The sequence below is a fragment of the Methylibium rhizosphaerae genome (assembly GCF_006386545.1).
In the GTDB taxonomy this organism is placed as follows: domain Bacteria; phylum Pseudomonadota; class Gammaproteobacteria; order Burkholderiales; family Burkholderiaceae_C; genus Pseudorivibacter; species Pseudorivibacter rhizosphaerae.
The window spans coordinates 1-17,311 of sequence record NZ_SWAR01000030.1 but is presented as its reverse complement, the minus strand read 5'-3'; the positions used below and the strand labels follow the sequence as shown (position 1 = coordinate 17,311).

Genomic DNA, 17,311 nt, shown 5'->3' with positions numbered 1-17,311 from the left:
GCGACCCACGTGGCCGGCTTCTGTGCTTCAAGATTCGTGGTGTCGCGCTAGTTCAAAGACGACATGCCGCTCGGTACCCTCGACCGCACCCCGCCGCCCTTCTTCAAGCAGGGCTACTCGGCCTTCACGCGGCTCATCTTCTTTTCGGCGCTCGCCCTGTTCCTGATGGTGGCCGACACCCGCTTCGCGGTGACGCAGCCGCTGCGTGCGGTGGTGGCCACCGTGCTGCACCCGGTGGAGCTGGCGCTGCTCGCGCCGGTGAAGATGTTCCAGGGCGGGCACGAGTACCTGGCCGGACTCTCGGCGGCGCGCCAGGGCGAAACGCAAGCGCGGGAGCTGCTGGCCAAGCAGGCTGAGCGCGTCACCCGCATGGAACAGCTGGAGCAGGAGAACGCCCGCCTGCGCGCCTTGCTCGACCTGCGGCCGCGCCTGTCGGTGCAGTCGCAGACGGCCGAGGTGCTGTACGACACGGCCGACCCCTACACCCGCAGGGTGGTCATCGACCGTGGTGCCACCCAGGGCGTCGAGCGCGGCTCGCCGGTCATCAACGAAGCCGGCGTGCTGGGCCAGGTTACGCGGGTCTACCCGCTCACTTCCGAAGTCACGCTGCTCACCGACCGCGACGCAGCCATCCCGGTGCTCAACGTGCGCTCGCAAGGGCGCGGCGCCGCCTACGGCGACCCGGGCAGCACCGCCATCGGCGGCGGCATGGAGCTGCGCTTCATGGCCGGCAACGCCGACGTGCAGCCCGGCGACCTTCTCAACACGTCCGGGGTGGACGGCATCTACCCGCCGGGGCTGCCGGTCGCCAAGGTGGTGAAGGTGGACCGCCGCGCCGACTCGGCCTTCGCCAAGATCGTGCTGGCACCCGTCGCCGTGCCCGACGGCGCCCGCCATGTGCAGGTGCTGCAGCCGGTGGGCGCCCAGCTGCCGCCGCGGCCGGCACCTGTCGAGGCCGCCGCATCGGCACCTGCCGCCGCACGCAAGGGAGCCCGCAAACCATGATGCCCCGCGGCTCCGACCAGCTGCTGCTGCCGGTCAACCCGGCGTTCATGTGGGCGTCCCTGCTGGGCGCGCTGGCGCTCAACCTCATCCCGCTCGGCCGGGTCGCGGCCATGCCCGACTTCCTGGCGCTGGTGGTGGTGTTCTGGAACGTGCACCAGCCGCGCCGCGTGGGCGTGGGCGCGGCCTTCGTGTTCGGCCTGCTGATGGACGTCCACGAGGGTGCCCTGCTGGGCCAGCATGCGCTGGCCTACACGCTGCTTTCGTACTTCGCGATCACCATCCATCGCCGCTTGCTGTGGTTCACCGTGCCCTCGCAGGCGGTGCAGATCCTGCCGCTGTTCTTCGCGGCGCACGCGGTGTCGCTCATCGTGCGCTTGTTGGCAGGCGGCAGCTTCCCGGGGTGGAACCTGATGTTCGCGCCGTTCATCGAAAGCCTGCTGTGGCCGGTGGCGTCGGTGATGCTGCTGGCGCCGCAGCGCCGCCCACCCGACCCCGACGAGAACCGCCCACTTTGAAGCCGTGACCCGCGACTTGTGACCGGTGTCCGGTGAGGACATCATTCACGGGCCACGCGGGCTCACGAGTCATCCGTCACCAGTCACAGGTCACCACCCAGCCATGACCGAGCTCAAGAACGTCGAACAGGAGCTGAGCCGCTTCCGCCTGCGGTTGTTCGCGGCGGCGGCCTTCGTGCTCATCGGCTTCGGCTTGCTGGCGGCGCGGCTGGTGTTCCTGCAGATCTACAAGCACGAGGAGCTGTCCACCCAGGCCGAGGCCAACCGCATCGCGGTGGTGCCCATCGTGCCCAACCGCGGGCTCATCGTCGACCGCCAAGGCGTCGTGCTGGCCAACAACTATTCGGCCTACACGCTCGAGATCACGCCGGCCAAGCTCGATGCCGACCTCGACGCCACGATCGATCAGCTGGCCGAGGTCATCGACATCCAGCCGCGCGACCGCCGCCGCTTCAAGCGGTTGATGGACGAAAGCAAGGGCTTCGAGTCGCTGCCCATCCGCACCAAGCTCACCGACGAGGAGGTGGCTCGCTTCACCGCTCAGCGCTTCCGCTTCCCCGGCGTGGACATCAAGGCCCGGCTGTTCCGCAACTACCCCTACGGCCAGCTCGCCAGCCACGTGCTGGGCTACATCGGGCGCATCAACCAGAAGGAAAAGGAAGCCATCGAGGACTCGGAGGACGCGGCCAACTACCGCGGCACCGACTACATCGGCAAGCTGGGCATCGAGCAGAACTACGAAAGCGAGCTGCACGGCATCACCGGCTTCGAGGAGGTCGAGACCAGCGCCGGCGGGCGGGCGGTGCGCCGGCTGAAGTCCAACCCGGCCACTCCGGGCAACACGGTGCGCCTGTCCATCGACATCAAGCTGCAGGCGCTGATCGAGGAGCTGTTCGGCGACCGCCGCGGCGCGCTGGTGGCGATCGACCCGCGCAACGGCGAGGTGCTGGCCTTCGTCAGCAAGCCGACGTTCGACCCCAACCTGTTCGTCGACGGCATCGACAACGAGAGCTGGAAGGAGCTCAACGAATCGATCGACAAGCCGCTGCTCAACCGCGCGCTGCGCGGCACCTATCCGCCGGGCTCGACCTTCAAGCCCTTCATGGCGATGGCCGCGCTCAACAGCGGCAAGCGCTCGGCACACCAGGCCATCCTGGACAACGGCACCTTCATGTTCGGCAACCACCGGTTCCGCAGCCACGGTGACGGCGGCCTGGGCATGGTCGACATGTACCGCTCGATCGTGAAGTCGAGCAACGTCTACTACTACTCGCTGGCCAACGAGATGGGCGTCGACCTGATGCACGAGCAGCTCATGCCGTTCGGCTTCGGTCGCCTCACCGGCATCGACCTGAAGGGCGAGGTGACCGGCGACCTGCCGTCCACCGAGTGGAAGCGCAAGAAGTACAAGCGCCCGGAACAGCAGAAGTGGTACGCCGGGGAAACCATCTCGCTGGGCATCGGGCAGGGCTACAACAACTTCACCATGCTGCAGCTGGCCAGCGCGACGGCCACGCTGGTGTCGGGCGGCCAGCGATTCCAGCCGCGCCTGGTGCGCGAGATCGAGGACGTGCTCACGCACGAGCGGCGGCAGATCTCGTCGGAAGCGCTGGAACCGCTGGCGCTCAAGCCGGAACACGTCGAGCTGATCCGCAATGCGCTGCATGGCGTCACGCAGGAAGGCACGTCGACCCGCGTGTTCATGGGCGCGGGCTACAAGAGCGGCGGCAAGACGGGCACGGCGCAGGCGGTGGGCATACGGCAGAACGAGAAGTACAACAAGGAACGCATGGGCGAATACCTGCGCGACCATTCGCTTTACACCGCCTTCGCGCCGGTCGACAACCCGCAGGTGGCACTGGCGGTGATCGTCGAGAACTCCGGGTTCGGCGCCGAGGCCGCGGCGCCGATCGCGCGGCGCGTGCTCGACTACCTGCTGATGGGCCTGTACCCGAGCGTCGAGGACATTGCGGCCGCCCGCGTCGGCCAGGCCGGCGCGCCGCTGGGCAAGCCGCGGCAGGCGGTGGACGTGCCGCTGCCGGGGGCGCCGGCGGCGATGCCGGAAAACGGCCCGCCGGGGGCAGCGGCCCTTGCCGCAGCAGCGGCATCGGCACCCCAGCCGAGCGCCTCGGCTGTGCCGGCGCGGCAGGTGGTTCCGGTGTCGGCGGGAGCGTCGCGATGAACGTCTCCTTCGAGAAGCCCTCGCTGTGGCAGCGCATCCGGCCGGTGTTCATCGGCTTCGACGGGCCGCTGGTGTTCGCCATCCTGCTGCTGGCGGCGGCCGGCATGCTGACCATGTATTCCGCCGGCTTCGACCACGGCACGCGATTCGTCGACCACGGCCGCAACATGCTGCTGGCGGCCGCGATCCTGTTCGTCGTGGCGCAGGTGCCGCCGCAGCGGCTGATGTCGCTGGCCGTGCCGCTCTATGTGCTCGGCGTGGCCCTGCTGATCGCGGTGGAGCTGTTCGGCATCACCAAGAAGGGCGCGACCCGCTGGCTCAACGTGGGGGTGGTGATCCAGCCCAGCGAGATGCTGAAGATCGCCGTGCCCCTGATGCTGGCCTGGTGGTTCCAGCGCCGCGAAGGCCAGCTGCGCACGCCCGACTTCCTGATGGCGGGCGCCCTGCTGGCGGTGCCGGTGGGCCTGATCGCCAAGCAGCCCGACCTCGGCACCGCGATCCTCGTGCTGTCCACCGGGGTGTACGTGATCTTCTTCGCAGGTCTCAGCTGGAAGCTGATCCTGCCGGTGATGGTGTTGGGCGCGGCCGGCATCATCGCGCTGATTGCCAGCGAGTCGACCATCTGTCAGCCTGACTTGCAGTGGCCCTTCCTGCGCGAATACCAGAAGCACCGGGTGTGCACGCTGCTCGACCCGACGCAGGACCCGCTGGGCAAGGGGTTCCACATCATCCAGGGCATGATCGCCATCGGCTCGGGCGGGCTCACCGGCAAGGGCTTCATGAAGGGCACGCAGACCCACCTGGAGTTCATTCCCGAGCGCACCACCGACTTCATCTTCGCCGCCTACTCCGAAGAATTCGGCCTGATCGGCTGCATCGGCCTCGTGCTGGGCTTCGTGTTCCTGATCTTCCGCGGCCTGATGATCGCGGCCGAGGCACCCACGCTGTTCGCCCGGCTGATGGCGGGCGCCATCACGCTGAGCTTCTTCACCTACGCCTTCGTCAACATGGGCATGGTGAGCGGCATCCTGCCGGTGGTGGGCGTGCCGCTGCCGTTCGTGAGCTACGGCGGCACGGCCATGGTGACGCTCGGGCTCGGGCTGGGCATCCTCATGTCCATCGCCAAGAGCCGGCGGTTGATGCAGTCTTAGCCCACCCCCTACGCGCTTCGCGCGCCCCCTCGAGGGGGCGGCCCCCTCTGGACCGGCGGAGCCGGATCTTGGGGGCCACTTGGGTCGGCGCTCCGGCCTCGCCGTCGCGCCTCTCGCCTCTTCTCTTGATCCTGCGTTCAGCGTTCAGCGTTCAGGTGCCTTGGCGTGCGGCGCGCAGCTTGCGGTGGGTGGCGCGGGCGTGGCGGACCCAGCCGTGGCGCTCCCAGCGCCACCACATCAGCAGGCCGCGCAGCCATTCGTCGGCGGTGTAGGCGATCCACACGCCCACCAGCCCCAGTCCGAGGGTCGCGCCCAGCAGCCAGCTGCCGCCGGCCAGCACCAGCGCCATCGAGACGGCGCCTGCCGCGACCGGGAAGCGGGCGTCGCCGGTGGCCCGCAGGGCGTTGATGACCACCAGGTTGAAGGTTCGCCCGGGCTCCAGCAGCACGGTGATCCACAGCAGCGCGGTGGCCGCGTCGATGATGGCTTCGTCCTGCGTGAACAGGCGCAGCACCCAGGGCGCCGCCAGCGCCGCCAGCAGCGCCATCGTGGTGGAGACGCCCAGTCCCCAGGCCAGGTTTCGGCGCACCAGGCGGTGTGCCTCGTGCAGGCGGCCGGCGCCGATCATGTGGCCCACCAGGATCTCGCTGGCGAAGCCGGTGGCCAGGCCGAACAGCAGCACGTAGTACATGACCTGCAGCGCATACGACTGCGTGGCGAGCGCACCGGCGCCCATCCTGGCTGCCACCGCCACGCTCACCATGAAGGCCACCCGGTAGGCGATGTTCTCGGCCGCGCCGGGCAGGCCGATGTGCAGCACCGCATTGATCTGGCGCGCCGGCAGCCGCCACCAGTCGGCGCGCTGCGGCGTCAGGTTCAACCGCAGCCTCCACAGCCACAGGTGCATCGCCAGGCCGGCCGCGCGGCTGGCAGCCAGCGCCACCGCAAAGCCGATCAGCCCCAGCGCCGGCAACGGCCCGCTGCCGCGCATCAGCGGCGCGGCCAGCAGCAGGTGCACGGCATGCATGCCGACCATCACGAACAGCGTGTCGCGGCCGTGCAGATGGGCGCGCATCACGCTCGCCATGCTGGCGTTGTAGGCGTCGAGCGCCAGCGCCACCGCCAGCACCTGCAGGAAGGGCGTGGCCAGCGGCAGCACCTCGGGCGGCGCGCTCATGAGCTTCAGCAGCGGCTCGGCTGCCACCACCGTGACGAGCGCCACCCCGAGCCCCATCCAGGTGCTGGCGCCCAAGCCGGCCCGTGCCACCGCATCGGCCTCGTCGCGCCGGCCGGCGCCCAGGTTCTGGGTGATGACCACGCTCACGCCGATGCCCACCACGCGGAACAGGATGAACAGTGCCGCCATCAGGTGGTTCGCCAGCGAAAATGCGCCGGCCGCCGTGTCGGAATCTCGCGCGGCCAGCCACAGGCCGACGGCGCCCACGGTCATGCCGAGCAGGAACTCGGCAAAAATGGGCCACGCGATGCCGAACAGGGCGGGCCGTGGTGCGGGCGACGATTCAGAAATGCGCACGGTGATGGCGGATCTTGGGAGGGTGATGCCTCACGGAGGCGGCGTAACGGGCGCTCGCGCGCGGCGCTTTGTACCGCAGGCGCGTCCCGGCGGTGTGGGGCGCACGGAGTCTTTCTGGTTACAGTGCTCTTCCTGGGCTGGCCCAGGGTAATGCCTCAGGCGCATTGCCCCTTGCCTTGAAAGCATGGCCGCGGGCTGAAGTTTTCATACACCATATCGAACGATGAGACCCATCCCTGGCCACCTGCCAACCCATCCTGCCCACAGTGGTGCAGACGCCGCGGCCCTGGCCTTGCGCCACGCGGGTATCGAGGCGGTTTTCCTGGCCGAACGCTCTGAACCGACGCGCGGGCTCGAACAGGCCGCCGAGTCTGCGGGCGGGCTGCGAAGTACGCGCCTGTCGGGCGAGGCTGCGGCCGTGCATGCGGCCAGTGGCTATGCGCGTCGCACCGGTCGCGCAGCCGCGGTCGTGCTCGGCCCCGGCGCCTCCTTTGCGCGCGCGGTGCCGGCACTGGCCACGGCGCTGCTGGACTGCGTGCCGATCGTGTGCGTTTGCGTCGACACGCCACAGGCCTTCGTGGGCCCGGGCGCGTGTACCGAATGGGATGTGATGGGCCTGTCCATGCCGGCCACCAAATGGGCAGGACGGGCTTTGCATGCAGGCGAGATCGAATCACGTTTGCGCCGCGCGGCGGCCATCGCGATGGCCGGCCGCAGGGGGCCGGTGGTGCTGGCCGTGACGCCGGAAGCGCTGGCCGAGGCTGCCCCGGCACAAAGGGAGCCGCAAGACGGGCATGCGGAGCCTGGCCCTGCCGGGCAGGCGCCGCGCAAGCAGCTGGAGCGCATTCTCAAGCTGGTGGAAGGCAGCAGGCGGCCCCTGCTCTATTGCGGCAGCGGCGTGGTGCGTTCCGGCCCGGCGGCCTGCGCGGCACTGCAGTCGCTGGCAAACCTGACCCGCATCCCGTGCGTGCTGACCTGGGGAGCGCTCGATGCGCTACCCACGGACGACAGGCACCGGCTGGGTCTGCTGGGCCCCTTCGGCGATGCCGTGGCCAACGCCGCAATGCGTCATGCAGACCTGGTGATCGTGCTGGGAGCGCGCTTCGAGGAGAGCCTGCCGGCGCCAGCGGTGGTGGGCACGACCACCCGCCATGTGGTGCACGTGGACATCGACCCGGTGAGCATCAACAGGGTGGTGCGCGCCGACGTGCCGGTGGTCGGCGACTGCGGCGCAGTGCTGGAGCGCCTCGTGGAACTGGCAAGCGAGGCCGGCATCGATGGCTCGCGGCTGGATGGCTGGTGGGCGCAGCTGGCCGACGTCCGTGCGGCCAGCGAGACCGTGGCTGACCAGCCGGAAGGCCGCATCACGCGGTCGGTGCTGGCGCAAGCGCTCGGGAGCATCGCCAGTGAAGTCGTGATCTCCATGGACGCCAGCCGTCATACGAACTGGCTCGCGGCACACCTGCGTTTCTTGCGGCCAGGCCAGTGGCTGGCGACCGGGCCTTCCAGCGAAATGCCCGGGCAGGCCGTGATGGCCGCGGTGGGCGCCCTCGCTGCCGCCAAGGCGCCTCTCGACCCGCTGCTGTGCCTGACCGACGAGCGCTCGCTGCTGGCCCTGGCGGGCGAATTGCCGGCGCTCGCCGCCACAGGCTGGCCGCTCAAGCTGGTGTGCGTGAACACCGAGCCGGGAGGTATCGACACGCGTGCGCTGGCCGAAGCCTGCCGCTGGAGCGCCGCTCGCGCGGATGACCCGGCGACGCTGCCGCAGGCCCTGCTGGCCCTGATGGCCTCGCCAGGCCCGGCATTGCTGCAGATCGAGATGGGTCGTCGCTTGCCGCGCAAGCTGCGACCTGAGTCACCAGGCCTGCGTCTGGGCTTGTTCGGCGAGACGGAGCGAGTGGCCGAAGGCTTCGTGCCGGTGCCGGTGCCAGCGCCCGCGCGCCGCTGAGGCGCTCCGCCGTCAGCCGCCGTTGTGGTTCGCAGGCCGCGGCGCAGGCGGCATGCGCCCCAGCGTGTGCCGCGCCAGGAAGACCTTCTCGATGTCCAGGCTGCCTCGCACGCCGAGGTCCTGCCGGTGGTAGCGCAGCCAGTGCGTCGCCGCCTTGCGGCCCAGCTCGAACAGCTGCTGCAGGAAGGTCCAGTCGGTGTTGAACTTGCTCGAGGCGTTGTAGGGTGCGAGCCCGTCATCGTCGGCCACCATGTGCAGCCGCAGGTCCTTGTAGCGCCCAGCCTGCAGCGTTCCCTCGCGCACCAGCCGCGACACGAAGGCGATCGCGCGCATCTCGGCCACGAGGCTGGCATTGAAGGTGATCTCGCTCAACCGGTCGATGATCTCCACTGCCCGCGTGGGCAGCGCCTCGCGTGACAGCGGGTTGATCTTCACCAGCATGATGTCCATCGCCTCGGTGTTGTAGATGAGCGGGTAGATCGCCGGGTTGCCGGTGTAGCCGCCGTCCCAGTACGGCTCGCCGTCCACTTCGACGGCCTGGAAGATGAACGGCAGGCAGGCCGATGCCAGCAGGGCATCGACGCCCAGCTCGCGCTTGGTGAACACCCGCGCCTGGCCGGTGCGCACCGAGGTGGCGGTGATGAACAGCGGGATGTCGCAGCGTTGCAGGTCGCGCTCGACCACGTGCCGCTGCACCACATCGCGCAGTGGATTGAGGTTCAGCGGGTTGAACTCATAAGGGCTGAAGGCCCGGAAGAAGCTCGACAGCCACTGGTAGCTCGGCAGCTGGTCGAAGTTGAAGTGGTTGCCGGTGGCGCCCGCCTGGCTCACCGAAAACGGCGAGAAGACCTGGCTGCTGTGGCTCACGTCCTTCCAGAACGCCGCCAGCGCCTCACGCGCGCCCTCGCGCCCGCCGCGGGCGAAGCCGGTGGCCAGGACCGCTGCATTGAGCGCGCCGGCGCTGGTGCCCGAGATGCCGCCGATCTCGAGTTCTTCGTCTTCGAGCAGGCGGTCGAGCACGCCCCAGGTGAAGGCGCCGTGCGAGCCGCCCCCTTGCAGGGCCAGGTCGAAGCGCCGGCGCGCGGGTGCCTTGTCCTTGGAGTGGGGTGTGTGTTCGTCCATCGCGTGCTCAAGGGTGTACTTCGTGGGTGTCGCCGGCGGGCGGGGGCGAGCTGTCTGCGTGCTGCACCAGCGCGGCAAAGCGCAGCGTGAAGCGGGCGCCCGGGCCGCCGTCATGCGCGCCGGCTCCGGCAGGGGCATTGGTGCCCGGCCCGCGCGCGTCTTCGAGGGTCAGCTCGGCACCGTGGCGGCGTGCGATCTCGCTCACGATGGCGAGTCCGAGGCCGGAGCCGTCGACGTTGGTGCCCAGCGCCCGGTAGAACGGCTGGAACACCAGGTCTCGCTCTGCGGGCGGGATGCCGGGGCCGGAGTCCTCGACCTGCAGCACCACCACCTGCCCGAAGGGGTCGCTGACCACACGCACCGTGACCGTGCCGCCGGCGGGCGTGTACTGCAGTGCGTTGTCCACCAGGTTGCCGAGCAGCTCGCGCAGCAGGATGGGCTGGCCCATCACCATGGCCGAGCCGGGGTCGGGGCCTTCGTACCCGAGGTCGATGCGCTTGTCCATCGCGCGCGGCACGAAGTCGCGCACCGTCTCGGTGGCCAGCGACGCCAGGCACAGCGGCTCGAGCTGCAGGCGCTGGCTGGCGTCTTCGGTGCGGGCCATGGCCAGCAGCTGGTTGACCATGCGCGCCGCGCGCTGGCTGCTGCGGGCGATCTGCTGCAGCGAGGCGGCCAGGTGGTGCGGGTCGGCGGTGCCGGCTTCGATCTCGCGCTGCGCCAGCTCGGCCTGCATGCGCAGGCCGGCGAGCGGGGTCTTCATCTGGTGGGCCGCGTCGGCCAGGAAGCGCTTTTGCGTGCTGATCGAACGGTCGAGCCGGCCCAGCAGGTCGTTGATGCCGCGCACCAGCGGCGCCACTTCCTCGGGCGCCTCGCGTTCGTCGATCGGCGAAAGATCGTCGGCCGCGCGGGCGCGGATGCGCTGCTGCAGCTCGTTGAGCGGCGAGATGCCGCGCGCCAGCGCCAGCCACACCAGCAGCACCGCGATCGGCAGGATCACGAACTGCGGCAGGATCACGCCCTTGATGATCTCGGTGGCGAGCTTGGAGCGCTTGCCCAGCGTTTCGGCCACCTGCACCAGCGGCCGGGCCGCAGCGTCCCGGCTTGCGGTGGCCTGCGCCACTGGAGGTCCGTCGAGCCACAGGTAGGCCACCCGCACCGGCTCGCCGTGGACGAACTCGTCGCGGAAGCGGATCTCGCCGACGACCGGCTTTTCGTCTTCGGGCGGCACCGGGATGTCGCGGTCGCCGCTGACGAATTCGCCGCGGGTGCCCAGCACCTGGTAGTACACCTCGTCGGCCTCGTCGGCGCGCAGCAGGTCGGCGGCGGGGGTGGATAGCTGGAAGCGCAGGCGCGCCGGCGCGTCCTGCGCCGGCGGCAGCACCTGCTGCGCCAGCACGCGGGCGGTTTCGCCGAGCGCGCGGTCATAGGGGCGGTTGGCGATGTTCTGCGCCACCAGCCAGGTGAGTGCCACGCTCATCGGCCACAGCAGCAGCAGCGGCGCGAGCATCCAGTCGAGGATCTCGCCGAAGAGGGAGCGCTGTTCGCGGGGTGGGCTGGTCATGCTGGCGGTGGCCCCGCGAAGGGTGTTGCGCCCGGGGCGCTGCGGAGGTGGGCCAATCTACCCCGGGATCTTTTCGAGGCAGTAGCCCAGGCCGCGTACGGTGGCGATGCGGATGGGGCCCTGCTCGATCTTCTTGCGCAGGCGGTGGATGTAGACCTCGATGGCGTTGTTGCTCACCTCCTCGCCCCATTCGCACAGCCGCTCGACCAGCTGGTCCTTGCTCACCAGCCGGCCGGCCCGCTGCAGCAGCACCTCCAGCAGGCTCAGCTCGCGCGCGGACAGCTCGATCATCTGGTCGTTGATGTAGGCCACGCGGCCGGTCGCGTCGAAGGTCAGCGGCCCGTGCTTGAGCAGCGACGAGGCGGTGCCCAGCCCGCGGCGGGTGAGCGCGCGCACGCGCGCTTCGAGCTCCTGCAGCGAAAACGGCTTGGCCATGTAGTCGTCGGCACCGAGGTCCAGGCCCTTCACACGCTGCTCGACGCTGTCGGCCGCGGTGAGGATCAGCACCGGCGTGGCGCTGCCGCGCGCACGCAGCTTCTTCAGCACCTCGAGCCCGTGCAGGCGCGGCAGGCCCAGGTCCAGGATCACGAGATCGAATTCCTGCGACGCCAGGGCGGCATCGGCTTCGGTGCCGCTGCCCACGGCGTCGGCGGCATAGCCAGAGTTGCGCAGGGTGCGCAGCAATCCGTCTGCCAGCACTTGATCATCTTCGGCGATCAGGATGCGCATGGCGTGTCTCCTACGTTTCGAACGATTCTATTGAGGCGGGTCGGCAACCCGCTGCGGGCATTCAGCATGGCGAGGCATCTCAGCCGCCGCCGGCATAGGCCTCCAGCCCGAGGGTGACCACGGTGGCCACTTCCGCCCCAACCTCCTGGCGGAACTCGGCTTCAGCCTGCGCCACCGCCTGGCGAAAGGCCTCCAGCCACAGCAGCCCGGTGGGCGTGAAGCGGACCCAGCGCGCGCGCCGGTCGCGCGTGTCGGCCTCGCGGGTGACCAGGCCCCAGGCCTCGCACTGGTCCACCAGGTCGCCCATGGCCTGCTTGCTCATGCCGGCCTGCTGGGCGAGGTCGGTGAGGCGGGATCCTTCGGGCGCGAGGTGGCGGGTGATGTGGACGTGCGCGGCGCTGACCTGGGCCCGCGCCGCCAGATTCGACAACGCGAGCGGGACGTCGATGTTGCGCGCCATCAGTTCCAGGACCCGTTCGTCGAAGCGGCGCATGGCATGGCCGAGCAGGCGGCCCAGGTGGGTCTGGCGCCAGGAGGGGTCGGCGGGAGCGCTTTTCGGCATCGCCAGATGGTAAGGCAAACTGACCAAAAAACGTTTGCGAGCCCCAGTACTCGCCACTAACATCCTGTGCATCCATCCAGCCTGTCGTTAAAGACAGGCGCTCGATTCCAGCATCAAGTCATGAAAACCAAGGAGATTTCCGTGGACGCACCCGTCAAGGCACTGAACACCGAAAAAGCCAAGGCCTTGCAGGCCGCCCTGGCCCAGATCGAAAAGCAGTTCGGCAAGGGCTCGATCATGCGGCTGGGTGAAGGCGAAAAGATCGAGGACATCCAGGTCGTCTCCACCGGTTCGCTCGGGCTGGACATCGCGCTGGGCGTCGGCGGCCTGCCGCGCGGCCGCGTGATCGAGATCTACGGGCCGGAGTCGTCGGGCAAGACGACGCTCACGCTGCAGGTGATCGCCGAGATGCAGAAGCTGGCCGGCACCTGCGCCTTCATCGACGCCGAACACGCCCTCGACGTGCAGTACGCCAGCAAGCTCGGCGTGAACCTGCAGGAGCTGCTGATCTCCCAGCCCGACACCGGCGAACAGGCGCTCGAGATCGTCGATGCGCTGGTGCGCTCGGGCTCGGTGGACCTCATCGTGGTCGACTCGGTGGCAGCGCTCACCCCCAAGGCCGAACTCGAAGGCGAGATGGGCGACGCCCTGCCCGGCCTGCAGGCGCGCCTCATGAGCCAGGCGCTGCGCAAGCTCACCGCCACCATCAAGAAGACCAACTGCACGGTGATCTTCATCAACCAGATCCGCATGAAGATCGGCGTGATGTTCGGCAGCCCCGAAACCACCACCGGCGGCAATGCGCTGAAGTTCTACGCCTCGGTGCGCCTGGACATTCGCCGCATCGGCAGCATCAAGAAGGGTGAAGAGGTCATCGGCAACGAGACCAAGGTCAAGGTGGTCAAGAACAAGGTGTCGCCCCCGTTCAAGACGGCCGAGTTCGACATCCTCTTCGGCGAGGGCGTGAGCCGCGAAGGCGAGATCGTCGACATGGGTGTGACCGCCAAGATCGTCGAGAAGTCGGGCGCCTGGTACGCCTACAACGGCGAAAAGATCGGCCAGGGCAAGGACAACGCGCGCGAGTTCCTGCGCGAGAACCCCGACATCGCCCGCGAGATCGAGAACAAGATCCGCGAGTCCATCGGCATCACGCTGCTGCCCCCGGCCGCCGCGGCCGAAGACGGCGAGGAATAAGCCCGCCGTGCCCGCGCCCAAGCTGTCGCTGAAAGGGCGGGCGCTCAAGTACCTCGCGGCGCGCGAACACTCGCGCGCCGAACTCCTGCGCAAGCTCGCCCCGCATGCCGAGGAGCCGGCCGAGGTGGAGCGCGTGCTCGACGAGCTCGAGGCCCGCGGGCTGCTGTCGGCCGAGCGGTTCGTCGAATCGCTGCTGCACCGGCGCGCCGCGCGTTTAGGCACCGCGCGCCTGCGCCAGGAACTGCAGCAGCACAAGCTGCCGGCCGACGCGGTGGCGCAGGCGGTCGAGGCGCTGCGCGGCACCGAGCTAGAACGCGCGCGCGCCGTCTGGCAGCGCCGCTTCGGCGGCGAGCCGGCGGCTGACGCCGCCGAGCGCGCACGCCAGGTGCGCTTTCTCACGGCCCGCGGCTTCTCCTCCGAGGTGATCCGCCGCGTGGTGCGCGGCGCCGACGGTGACTGAGTCGCAGGCGCCATCCGCGCCCGGCGCCGCTGCGCGCTTGTAGTGCGCCGTAGTACCGAGCGTTTTTGGTGCGTCGCACCATGCTAAAGTGCGCCGTTCGCCACCCGGGGCACCCGGGCCCGGCTCCGCCCCCACCGTAGTACCCGCCCGCGTCAGACCGATGGCCCTGCCCACCGCCGCGCCCCAGCGTCAGTTGAAGCATCGACGCAGCATCGACGTCCAAGTCTTTGCGCGTGGCAACGGCCTTTGGGAGGTCGATGCAAGGCTTTCCGACATCAAGACCCGCGACTGGCCGCTGGCCACCGGCATGCGCCCGGCCGGCACGCCGGTGCACGACCTGCTGCTGCGGCTGGTAGTCGACGAAAAGCTCGACATCCTCGAGGCAGGCGCCGAGTCCAGCTGGGTGCCCTATCCCGGTCACTGCGATGCGTACGGCGATGCCTACGCCCGCCTGGCCGGCCTCAACCTGCTCAAAGGTTTTCGCCAGGCCGTGAAAGAGCGGCTCGGCGGCGTGCTCGGTTGCACCCACCTGACCGAGATGGCGCAAGTACTGCCGACTGCCGTGATCCAGGCGTTTGCCGGCGAAGTGCTCAACACCCAGGAAGGCGGCCAGGCCGAAGCCGCGACCCAGCCGTTCCAGATCGACCGTTGCCACGCCTTGCGCAGCGACGGCCCGGCCGTGCGCACCTACTATCCGCGCTGGTACCGCCCCCGGGCGGTGGCCGCCGCGACGAAGCGCTGATCACCCTCATCACAACAAGCAGTACCCGTTTTTTGAACCTCGGAAGAGTCACACCATGAAGATCCACGAGTACCAAGGCAAGGAAATCCTGCGCCAGTTCGGCGTGCCGGTGCCGCGCGGCCATGCCGCCTTCACCGTGCAGGAAGCGGTCGAAGCCGCGCAGAAGCTGGGCGGCCCGGTGTGGGTCGTCAAGGCGCAGATCCACGCAGGCGGCCGTGGCAAGGGCGGCGGCGTCAAGCTGGCCCGCTCCATCGACGACGTGAAGAAGCTGTCGGGCGAGATCCTCGGCATGCAGCTGAAGACCCACCAGACCGGCCCCGAGGGCCAGAAGGTGCGCCGCCTGCTGATCGAGGAAGGCGCCGACATCAAGAAGGAGTACTACGTCGCTGCCGTCACCGACCGCGGCACGCAGAAGGTGGCCATCATGGCCAGCTCCGAAGGCGGCATGGACATCGAGGAAGTGGCCCATGCCACGCCCGAGAAGATCATCAAGGTGTTCGTCGATCCGGCCGCAGGCCTGACCGACGCCCAGGGCAAGCAGCTGGCCGACGGCATCGGCGTGCCCGCCGCCTCGCAGGCCCAGGCCATCGACGTGTTCAAGAAGCTCTACCAGTGCTACATGGACACCGACGCTTCACTGGCCGAGATCAACCCGCTGATCCTCGAAGGCAACGGCAACATCAAGGCGCTGGACGCGAAGTTCAACTTCGACTCCAACGCGCTGTTCCGCCACCCCGAGATCGTGGCCTACCGCGACCTCGACGAGGAAGACCCGGCTGAAATCGAAGCCTCCAAGTTCGACCTGGCCTACATCCAGCTCGACGGCAACATCGGCTGCCTGGTCAACGGCGCCGGCCTCGCGATGGCCACCATGGACACCATCAAGCTGTTCGGCGGCGAGCCGGCCAACTTCCTGGACGTGGGCGGCGGCGCAACGGCCGAGAAGGTCACCGAGGCCTTCAAGATCATGCTGAAGAGCCACAACGTCAAGGCGATCCTGGTCAACATCTTCGGCGGCATCATGCGCTGCGACACCATCGCCGAGGGCGTGATCACCGCCTGCAAGGCGGTGAACCTGAAGGTGCCGCTGGTGGTGCGCATGAAGGGCACCAACGAGGACCTGGGCAAGAAGATGCTCGCCGAGTCCGGCCTGCCCATCATCTCCGCCGACACCATGGCAGAAGCGGCCCAGAAGGTCGTCGCTGCTGCCAAGTAATGCCCTGAAGGAAGAACGAACATGAGCATCCTGATCAACAAGGACACCAAGGTCATCACCCAGGGCATCACCGGCAAGACCGGCCAGTTCCACACCCTGGGCTGCCAGGCCTATGCCAACGGCAAGGCCGCCTTCGTTGCCGGCGTGAACCCCAAGAAGGCCGGCGAGAAGTTCTCCGACATCCCCATCTACGCGACGGTGCAGGAAGCCAAGGCCCAGACCGGCGCCGGGGTCTCGGTGATCTACGTGCCGCCCGCGGGCGCCGCGGCTGCCATCTGGGAAGCGGTCGAGGCCGACCTCGACCTGGTGGTGTGCATCACCGAAGGCATCCCCATCCGCGACATGCTCGAAGTGCGCAACAAGATGAAGGTCAAGGAAGCCAAGGGCGGCAAGAAGACGCTGCTGCTGGGCCCCAACTGCCCCGGCCTCATCACGCCCGACGAGATCAAGATCGGCATCATGCCCGGCCACATCCACCGCAAGGGCCGCATCGGCGTGGTTTCGCGCTCCGGCACGCTGACCTATGAAGCCGTGGCGCAGCTCACCGAGCTGGGCCTGGGCCAGTCGAGCGCCGTGGGCATCGGCGGCGACCCGATCAACGGGTTGAAGCACATCGACGTGATGCAGATGTTCAACGACGACCCCGAGACCGACGCGGTCATCATGATCGGCGAGATCGGCGGCCCCGACGAAGCCGAAGCCGCCCGCTGGTGCAAGGCCAACATGAAGAAGCCCATCGTCGGCTTCATCGCCGGCGTCACCGCCCCCCCGGGCAAGCGCATGGGCCATGCCGGCGCGCTGATCTCCGGCGGCGCCGACACGGCCGATGCCAAGCTCGCCATCATGGAGGAGTGCGGCTTCACGGTGACGCGCAATCCGTCCGAGATGGGCAAGCTGCTGAAGAAGGCCATCGGCGCCTGAGCGGTACGGCATCCGCCCCGATCACAAAGCCGCCCGCCGGGCGGCTTTGTGTTTGTCCGGCGTGCGTAGTCCTACGCACCGGAGCAGCCGCAAAGCCCGCCTAAACTCCAGCGGGATTCGAGATACAACCCCTGCCGGCGCCACGCCGGCTTTTCATTCAAGCGAGGACACTGCCATGGAGCAGTTCATGACGGCCGAGTTCTGGATCGCGGTCGGCCAGATCATCATGATCGACATCCTGCTGGGTGGCGACAACGCGGTGGTCATCGCGCTGGCCTGCCGCAAGCTGCCCGCCAAGCAGCGCACGCAGGGCATCCTGTGGGGCACCGCCGGCGCCATCGTGCTGCGGGTGGTCCTGATCTTCTTCGCGCTCACGCTGCTGAAGATCTCCTTCCTCAAGCTGGTGGGCGCGGCCCTGCTGATCTGGATCGGCATCAAGCTGCTGCTGCCCGAGGACGAGGACGAGCAC

Annotated in this window: 16 protein-coding genes; 11 read left to right on the top strand and 5 right to left on the bottom strand. The window is 68.8% G+C overall.

The window, feature by feature from the left end:
• The first annotated feature begins 63 nt into the window (after window positions 1–63).
• From mreC to rodA, 4 genes are all read left to right on the top strand, one after another.
• Window positions 64–1,005: a rod shape-determining protein MreC gene (gene mreC, locus E8D38_RS19840; RefSeq protein ID WP_140634761.1), complete on the top strand. Its 942-nt coding sequence runs from the start codon at window positions 64–66 to the stop codon at window positions 1,003–1,005.
• Window positions 1,002–1,520: a rod shape-determining protein MreD gene (gene mreD / locus E8D38_RS19835; protein WP_140634759.1), complete on the top strand. Its 519-nt coding sequence runs from the start codon at window positions 1,002–1,004 to the stop codon at window positions 1,518–1,520. Before mreC ends, mreD begins: the two co-directional genes overlap by 4 nt.
• A gap of 103 nt (window positions 1,521–1,623) precedes the next feature.
• Window positions 1,624–3,702, top strand: a complete 2,079-nt coding sequence (gene mrdA / locus E8D38_RS19830; RefSeq protein WP_140634757.1) for a penicillin-binding protein 2 — start codon at window positions 1,624–1,626, stop codon at window positions 3,700–3,702.
• Window positions 3,699–4,853: a rod shape-determining protein RodA gene (rodA, locus tag E8D38_RS19825; protein ID WP_140634743.1), complete on the top strand. Its 1,155-nt coding sequence runs from the start codon at window positions 3,699–3,701 to the stop codon at window positions 4,851–4,853. The genes mrdA and rodA overlap by 4 nt, the downstream gene beginning before the upstream one ends.
• A 151-nt stretch (window positions 4,854–5,004) precedes the next feature.
• Here the strand turns inward: rodA and E8D38_RS19820 are convergent, their stop codons facing one another.
• Entirely contained in the window at window positions 5,005–6,387 is a 1,383-nt protein-coding gene (locus tag E8D38_RS19820; protein WP_246099578.1) for an MATE family efflux transporter, read from the bottom strand.
• A 223-nt stretch (window positions 6,388–6,610) separates the two neighbouring features.
• On the opposite strand from E8D38_RS19820, the gene E8D38_RS19815 reads away from it, so the two are divergent.
• On the top strand, window positions 6,611–8,335 hold the full coding sequence (locus E8D38_RS19815; RefSeq protein WP_140634737.1) for a thiamine pyrophosphate-binding protein: 1,725 nt from the start codon (window positions 6,611–6,613) through the stop codon (window positions 8,333–8,335).
• A gap of 12 nt (window positions 8,336–8,347) precedes the next feature.
• On the opposite strand, the gene E8D38_RS19810 is transcribed toward E8D38_RS19815, so the two are convergent.
• The 4 genes from E8D38_RS19810 to E8D38_RS19795 all read right to left on the bottom strand — a co-directional run bounded on the left by E8D38_RS19810 (window position 8,348) and on the right by E8D38_RS19795 (window position 12,309).
• Entirely contained in the window at window positions 8,348–9,457 is a 1,110-nt protein-coding gene (locus tag E8D38_RS19810) for a patatin-like phospholipase family protein (protein ID WP_140634735.1), read from the bottom strand.
• Between the two features lie 7 nt (window positions 9,458–9,464).
• A complete protein-coding gene (locus tag E8D38_RS19805) occupies window positions 9,465–11,018 on the bottom strand; it encodes a sensor histidine kinase (RefSeq protein WP_140634733.1) in 1,554 nt (517 codons plus the stop codon).
• 57 nt (window positions 11,019–11,075) lie between these two features.
• A complete protein-coding gene (locus E8D38_RS19800) occupies window positions 11,076–11,747 on the bottom strand; it encodes a response regulator (RefSeq protein WP_140634732.1) in 672 nt (223 codons plus the stop codon).
• Between the two features lie 79 nt (window positions 11,748–11,826).
• Window positions 11,827–12,309 (bottom strand): MarR family winged helix-turn-helix transcriptional regulator, encoded by a 483-nt coding sequence (locus E8D38_RS19795; RefSeq protein WP_140634730.1) that lies wholly within the window; start codon window positions 12,307–12,309, stop codon window positions 11,827–11,829.
• Window positions 12,310–12,450: 141 nt separating this feature from the next.
• Between E8D38_RS19795 and recA the strand changes: the two genes are divergently transcribed.
• From recA to E8D38_RS19765, 6 genes are all read left to right on the top strand, one after another.
• Entirely contained in the window at window positions 12,451–13,503 is a 1,053-nt protein-coding gene (recA, locus tag E8D38_RS19790; protein ID WP_140634728.1) for a recombinase RecA, read from the top strand.
• A 7-nt stretch (window positions 13,504–13,510) separates the two neighbouring features.
• Window positions 13,511–13,963: a recombination regulator RecX gene (gene recX / locus E8D38_RS19785; RefSeq protein ID WP_140634725.1), complete on the top strand. Its 453-nt coding sequence runs from the start codon at window positions 13,511–13,513 to the stop codon at window positions 13,961–13,963.
• Between the two features lie 160 nt (window positions 13,964–14,123).
• Window positions 14,124–14,705: a DUF2889 domain-containing protein gene (locus E8D38_RS19780; protein WP_140634723.1), complete on the top strand. Its 582-nt coding sequence runs from the start codon at window positions 14,124–14,126 to the stop codon at window positions 14,703–14,705.
• 55 nt (window positions 14,706–14,760) lie between these two features.
• The gene (gene sucC, locus E8D38_RS19775) at window positions 14,761–15,921 is read left to right on the top strand and encodes an ADP-forming succinate--CoA ligase subunit beta (protein WP_140634721.1); all 1,161 of its coding nucleotides are present in this window, start codon (window positions 14,761–14,763) and stop codon (window positions 15,919–15,921) included.
• Window positions 15,922–15,942: 21 nt separating this feature from the next.
• Window positions 15,943–16,842 (top strand): succinate--CoA ligase subunit alpha, encoded by a 900-nt coding sequence (sucD, locus tag E8D38_RS19770; protein ID WP_140634718.1) that lies wholly within the window; start codon window positions 15,943–15,945, stop codon window positions 16,840–16,842.
• Between the two features lie 175 nt (window positions 16,843–17,017).
• Window positions 17,018–17,311: TerC family protein (locus E8D38_RS19765; RefSeq protein ID WP_425462800.1), on the top strand; the 294-nt coding region annotated here is incomplete at its 3' end.

Coding starts and splice junctions, on each gene's coding strand:
- sucC (WP_140634721.1), top strand. CDS start 14,761: ATGAAGATCCACGAGTACCAAGGCAAGGAAATCCTGCGCCAGTTCGGC.
- E8D38_RS19800 (WP_140634732.1), bottom strand. CDS start 11,747: ATGCGCATCCTGATCGCCGAAGATGATCAAGTGCTGGCAGACGGATTG.
- E8D38_RS19780 (WP_140634723.1), top strand. CDS start 14,124: ATGGCCCTGCCCACCGCCGCGCCCCAGCGTCAGTTGAAGCATCGACGC.
- sucD (WP_140634718.1), top strand. CDS start 15,943: ATGAGCATCCTGATCAACAAGGACACCAAGGTCATCACCCAGGGCATC.
- rodA (WP_140634743.1), top strand. CDS start 3,699: ATGAACGTCTCCTTCGAGAAGCCCTCGCTGTGGCAGCGCATCCGGCCG.
- E8D38_RS19795 (WP_140634730.1), bottom strand. CDS start 12,309: ATGCCGAAAAGCGCTCCCGCCGACCCCTCCTGGCGCCAGACCCACCTG.
- mreD (WP_140634759.1), top strand. CDS start 1,002: ATGATGCCCCGCGGCTCCGACCAGCTGCTGCTGCCGGTCAACCCGGCG.
- E8D38_RS19815 (WP_140634737.1), top strand. CDS start 6,611: ATGAGACCCATCCCTGGCCACCTGCCAACCCATCCTGCCCACAGTGGT.
- E8D38_RS19805 (WP_140634733.1), bottom strand. CDS start 11,018: ATGACCAGCCCACCCCGCGAACAGCGCTCCCTCTTCGGCGAGATCCTC.
- E8D38_RS19810 (WP_140634735.1), bottom strand. CDS start 9,457: ATGGACGAACACACACCCCACTCCAAGGACAAGGCACCCGCGCGCCGG.
- mrdA (WP_140634757.1), top strand. CDS start 1,624: ATGACCGAGCTCAAGAACGTCGAACAGGAGCTGAGCCGCTTCCGCCTG.
- mreC (WP_140634761.1), top strand. CDS start 64: ATGCCGCTCGGTACCCTCGACCGCACCCCGCCGCCCTTCTTCAAGCAG.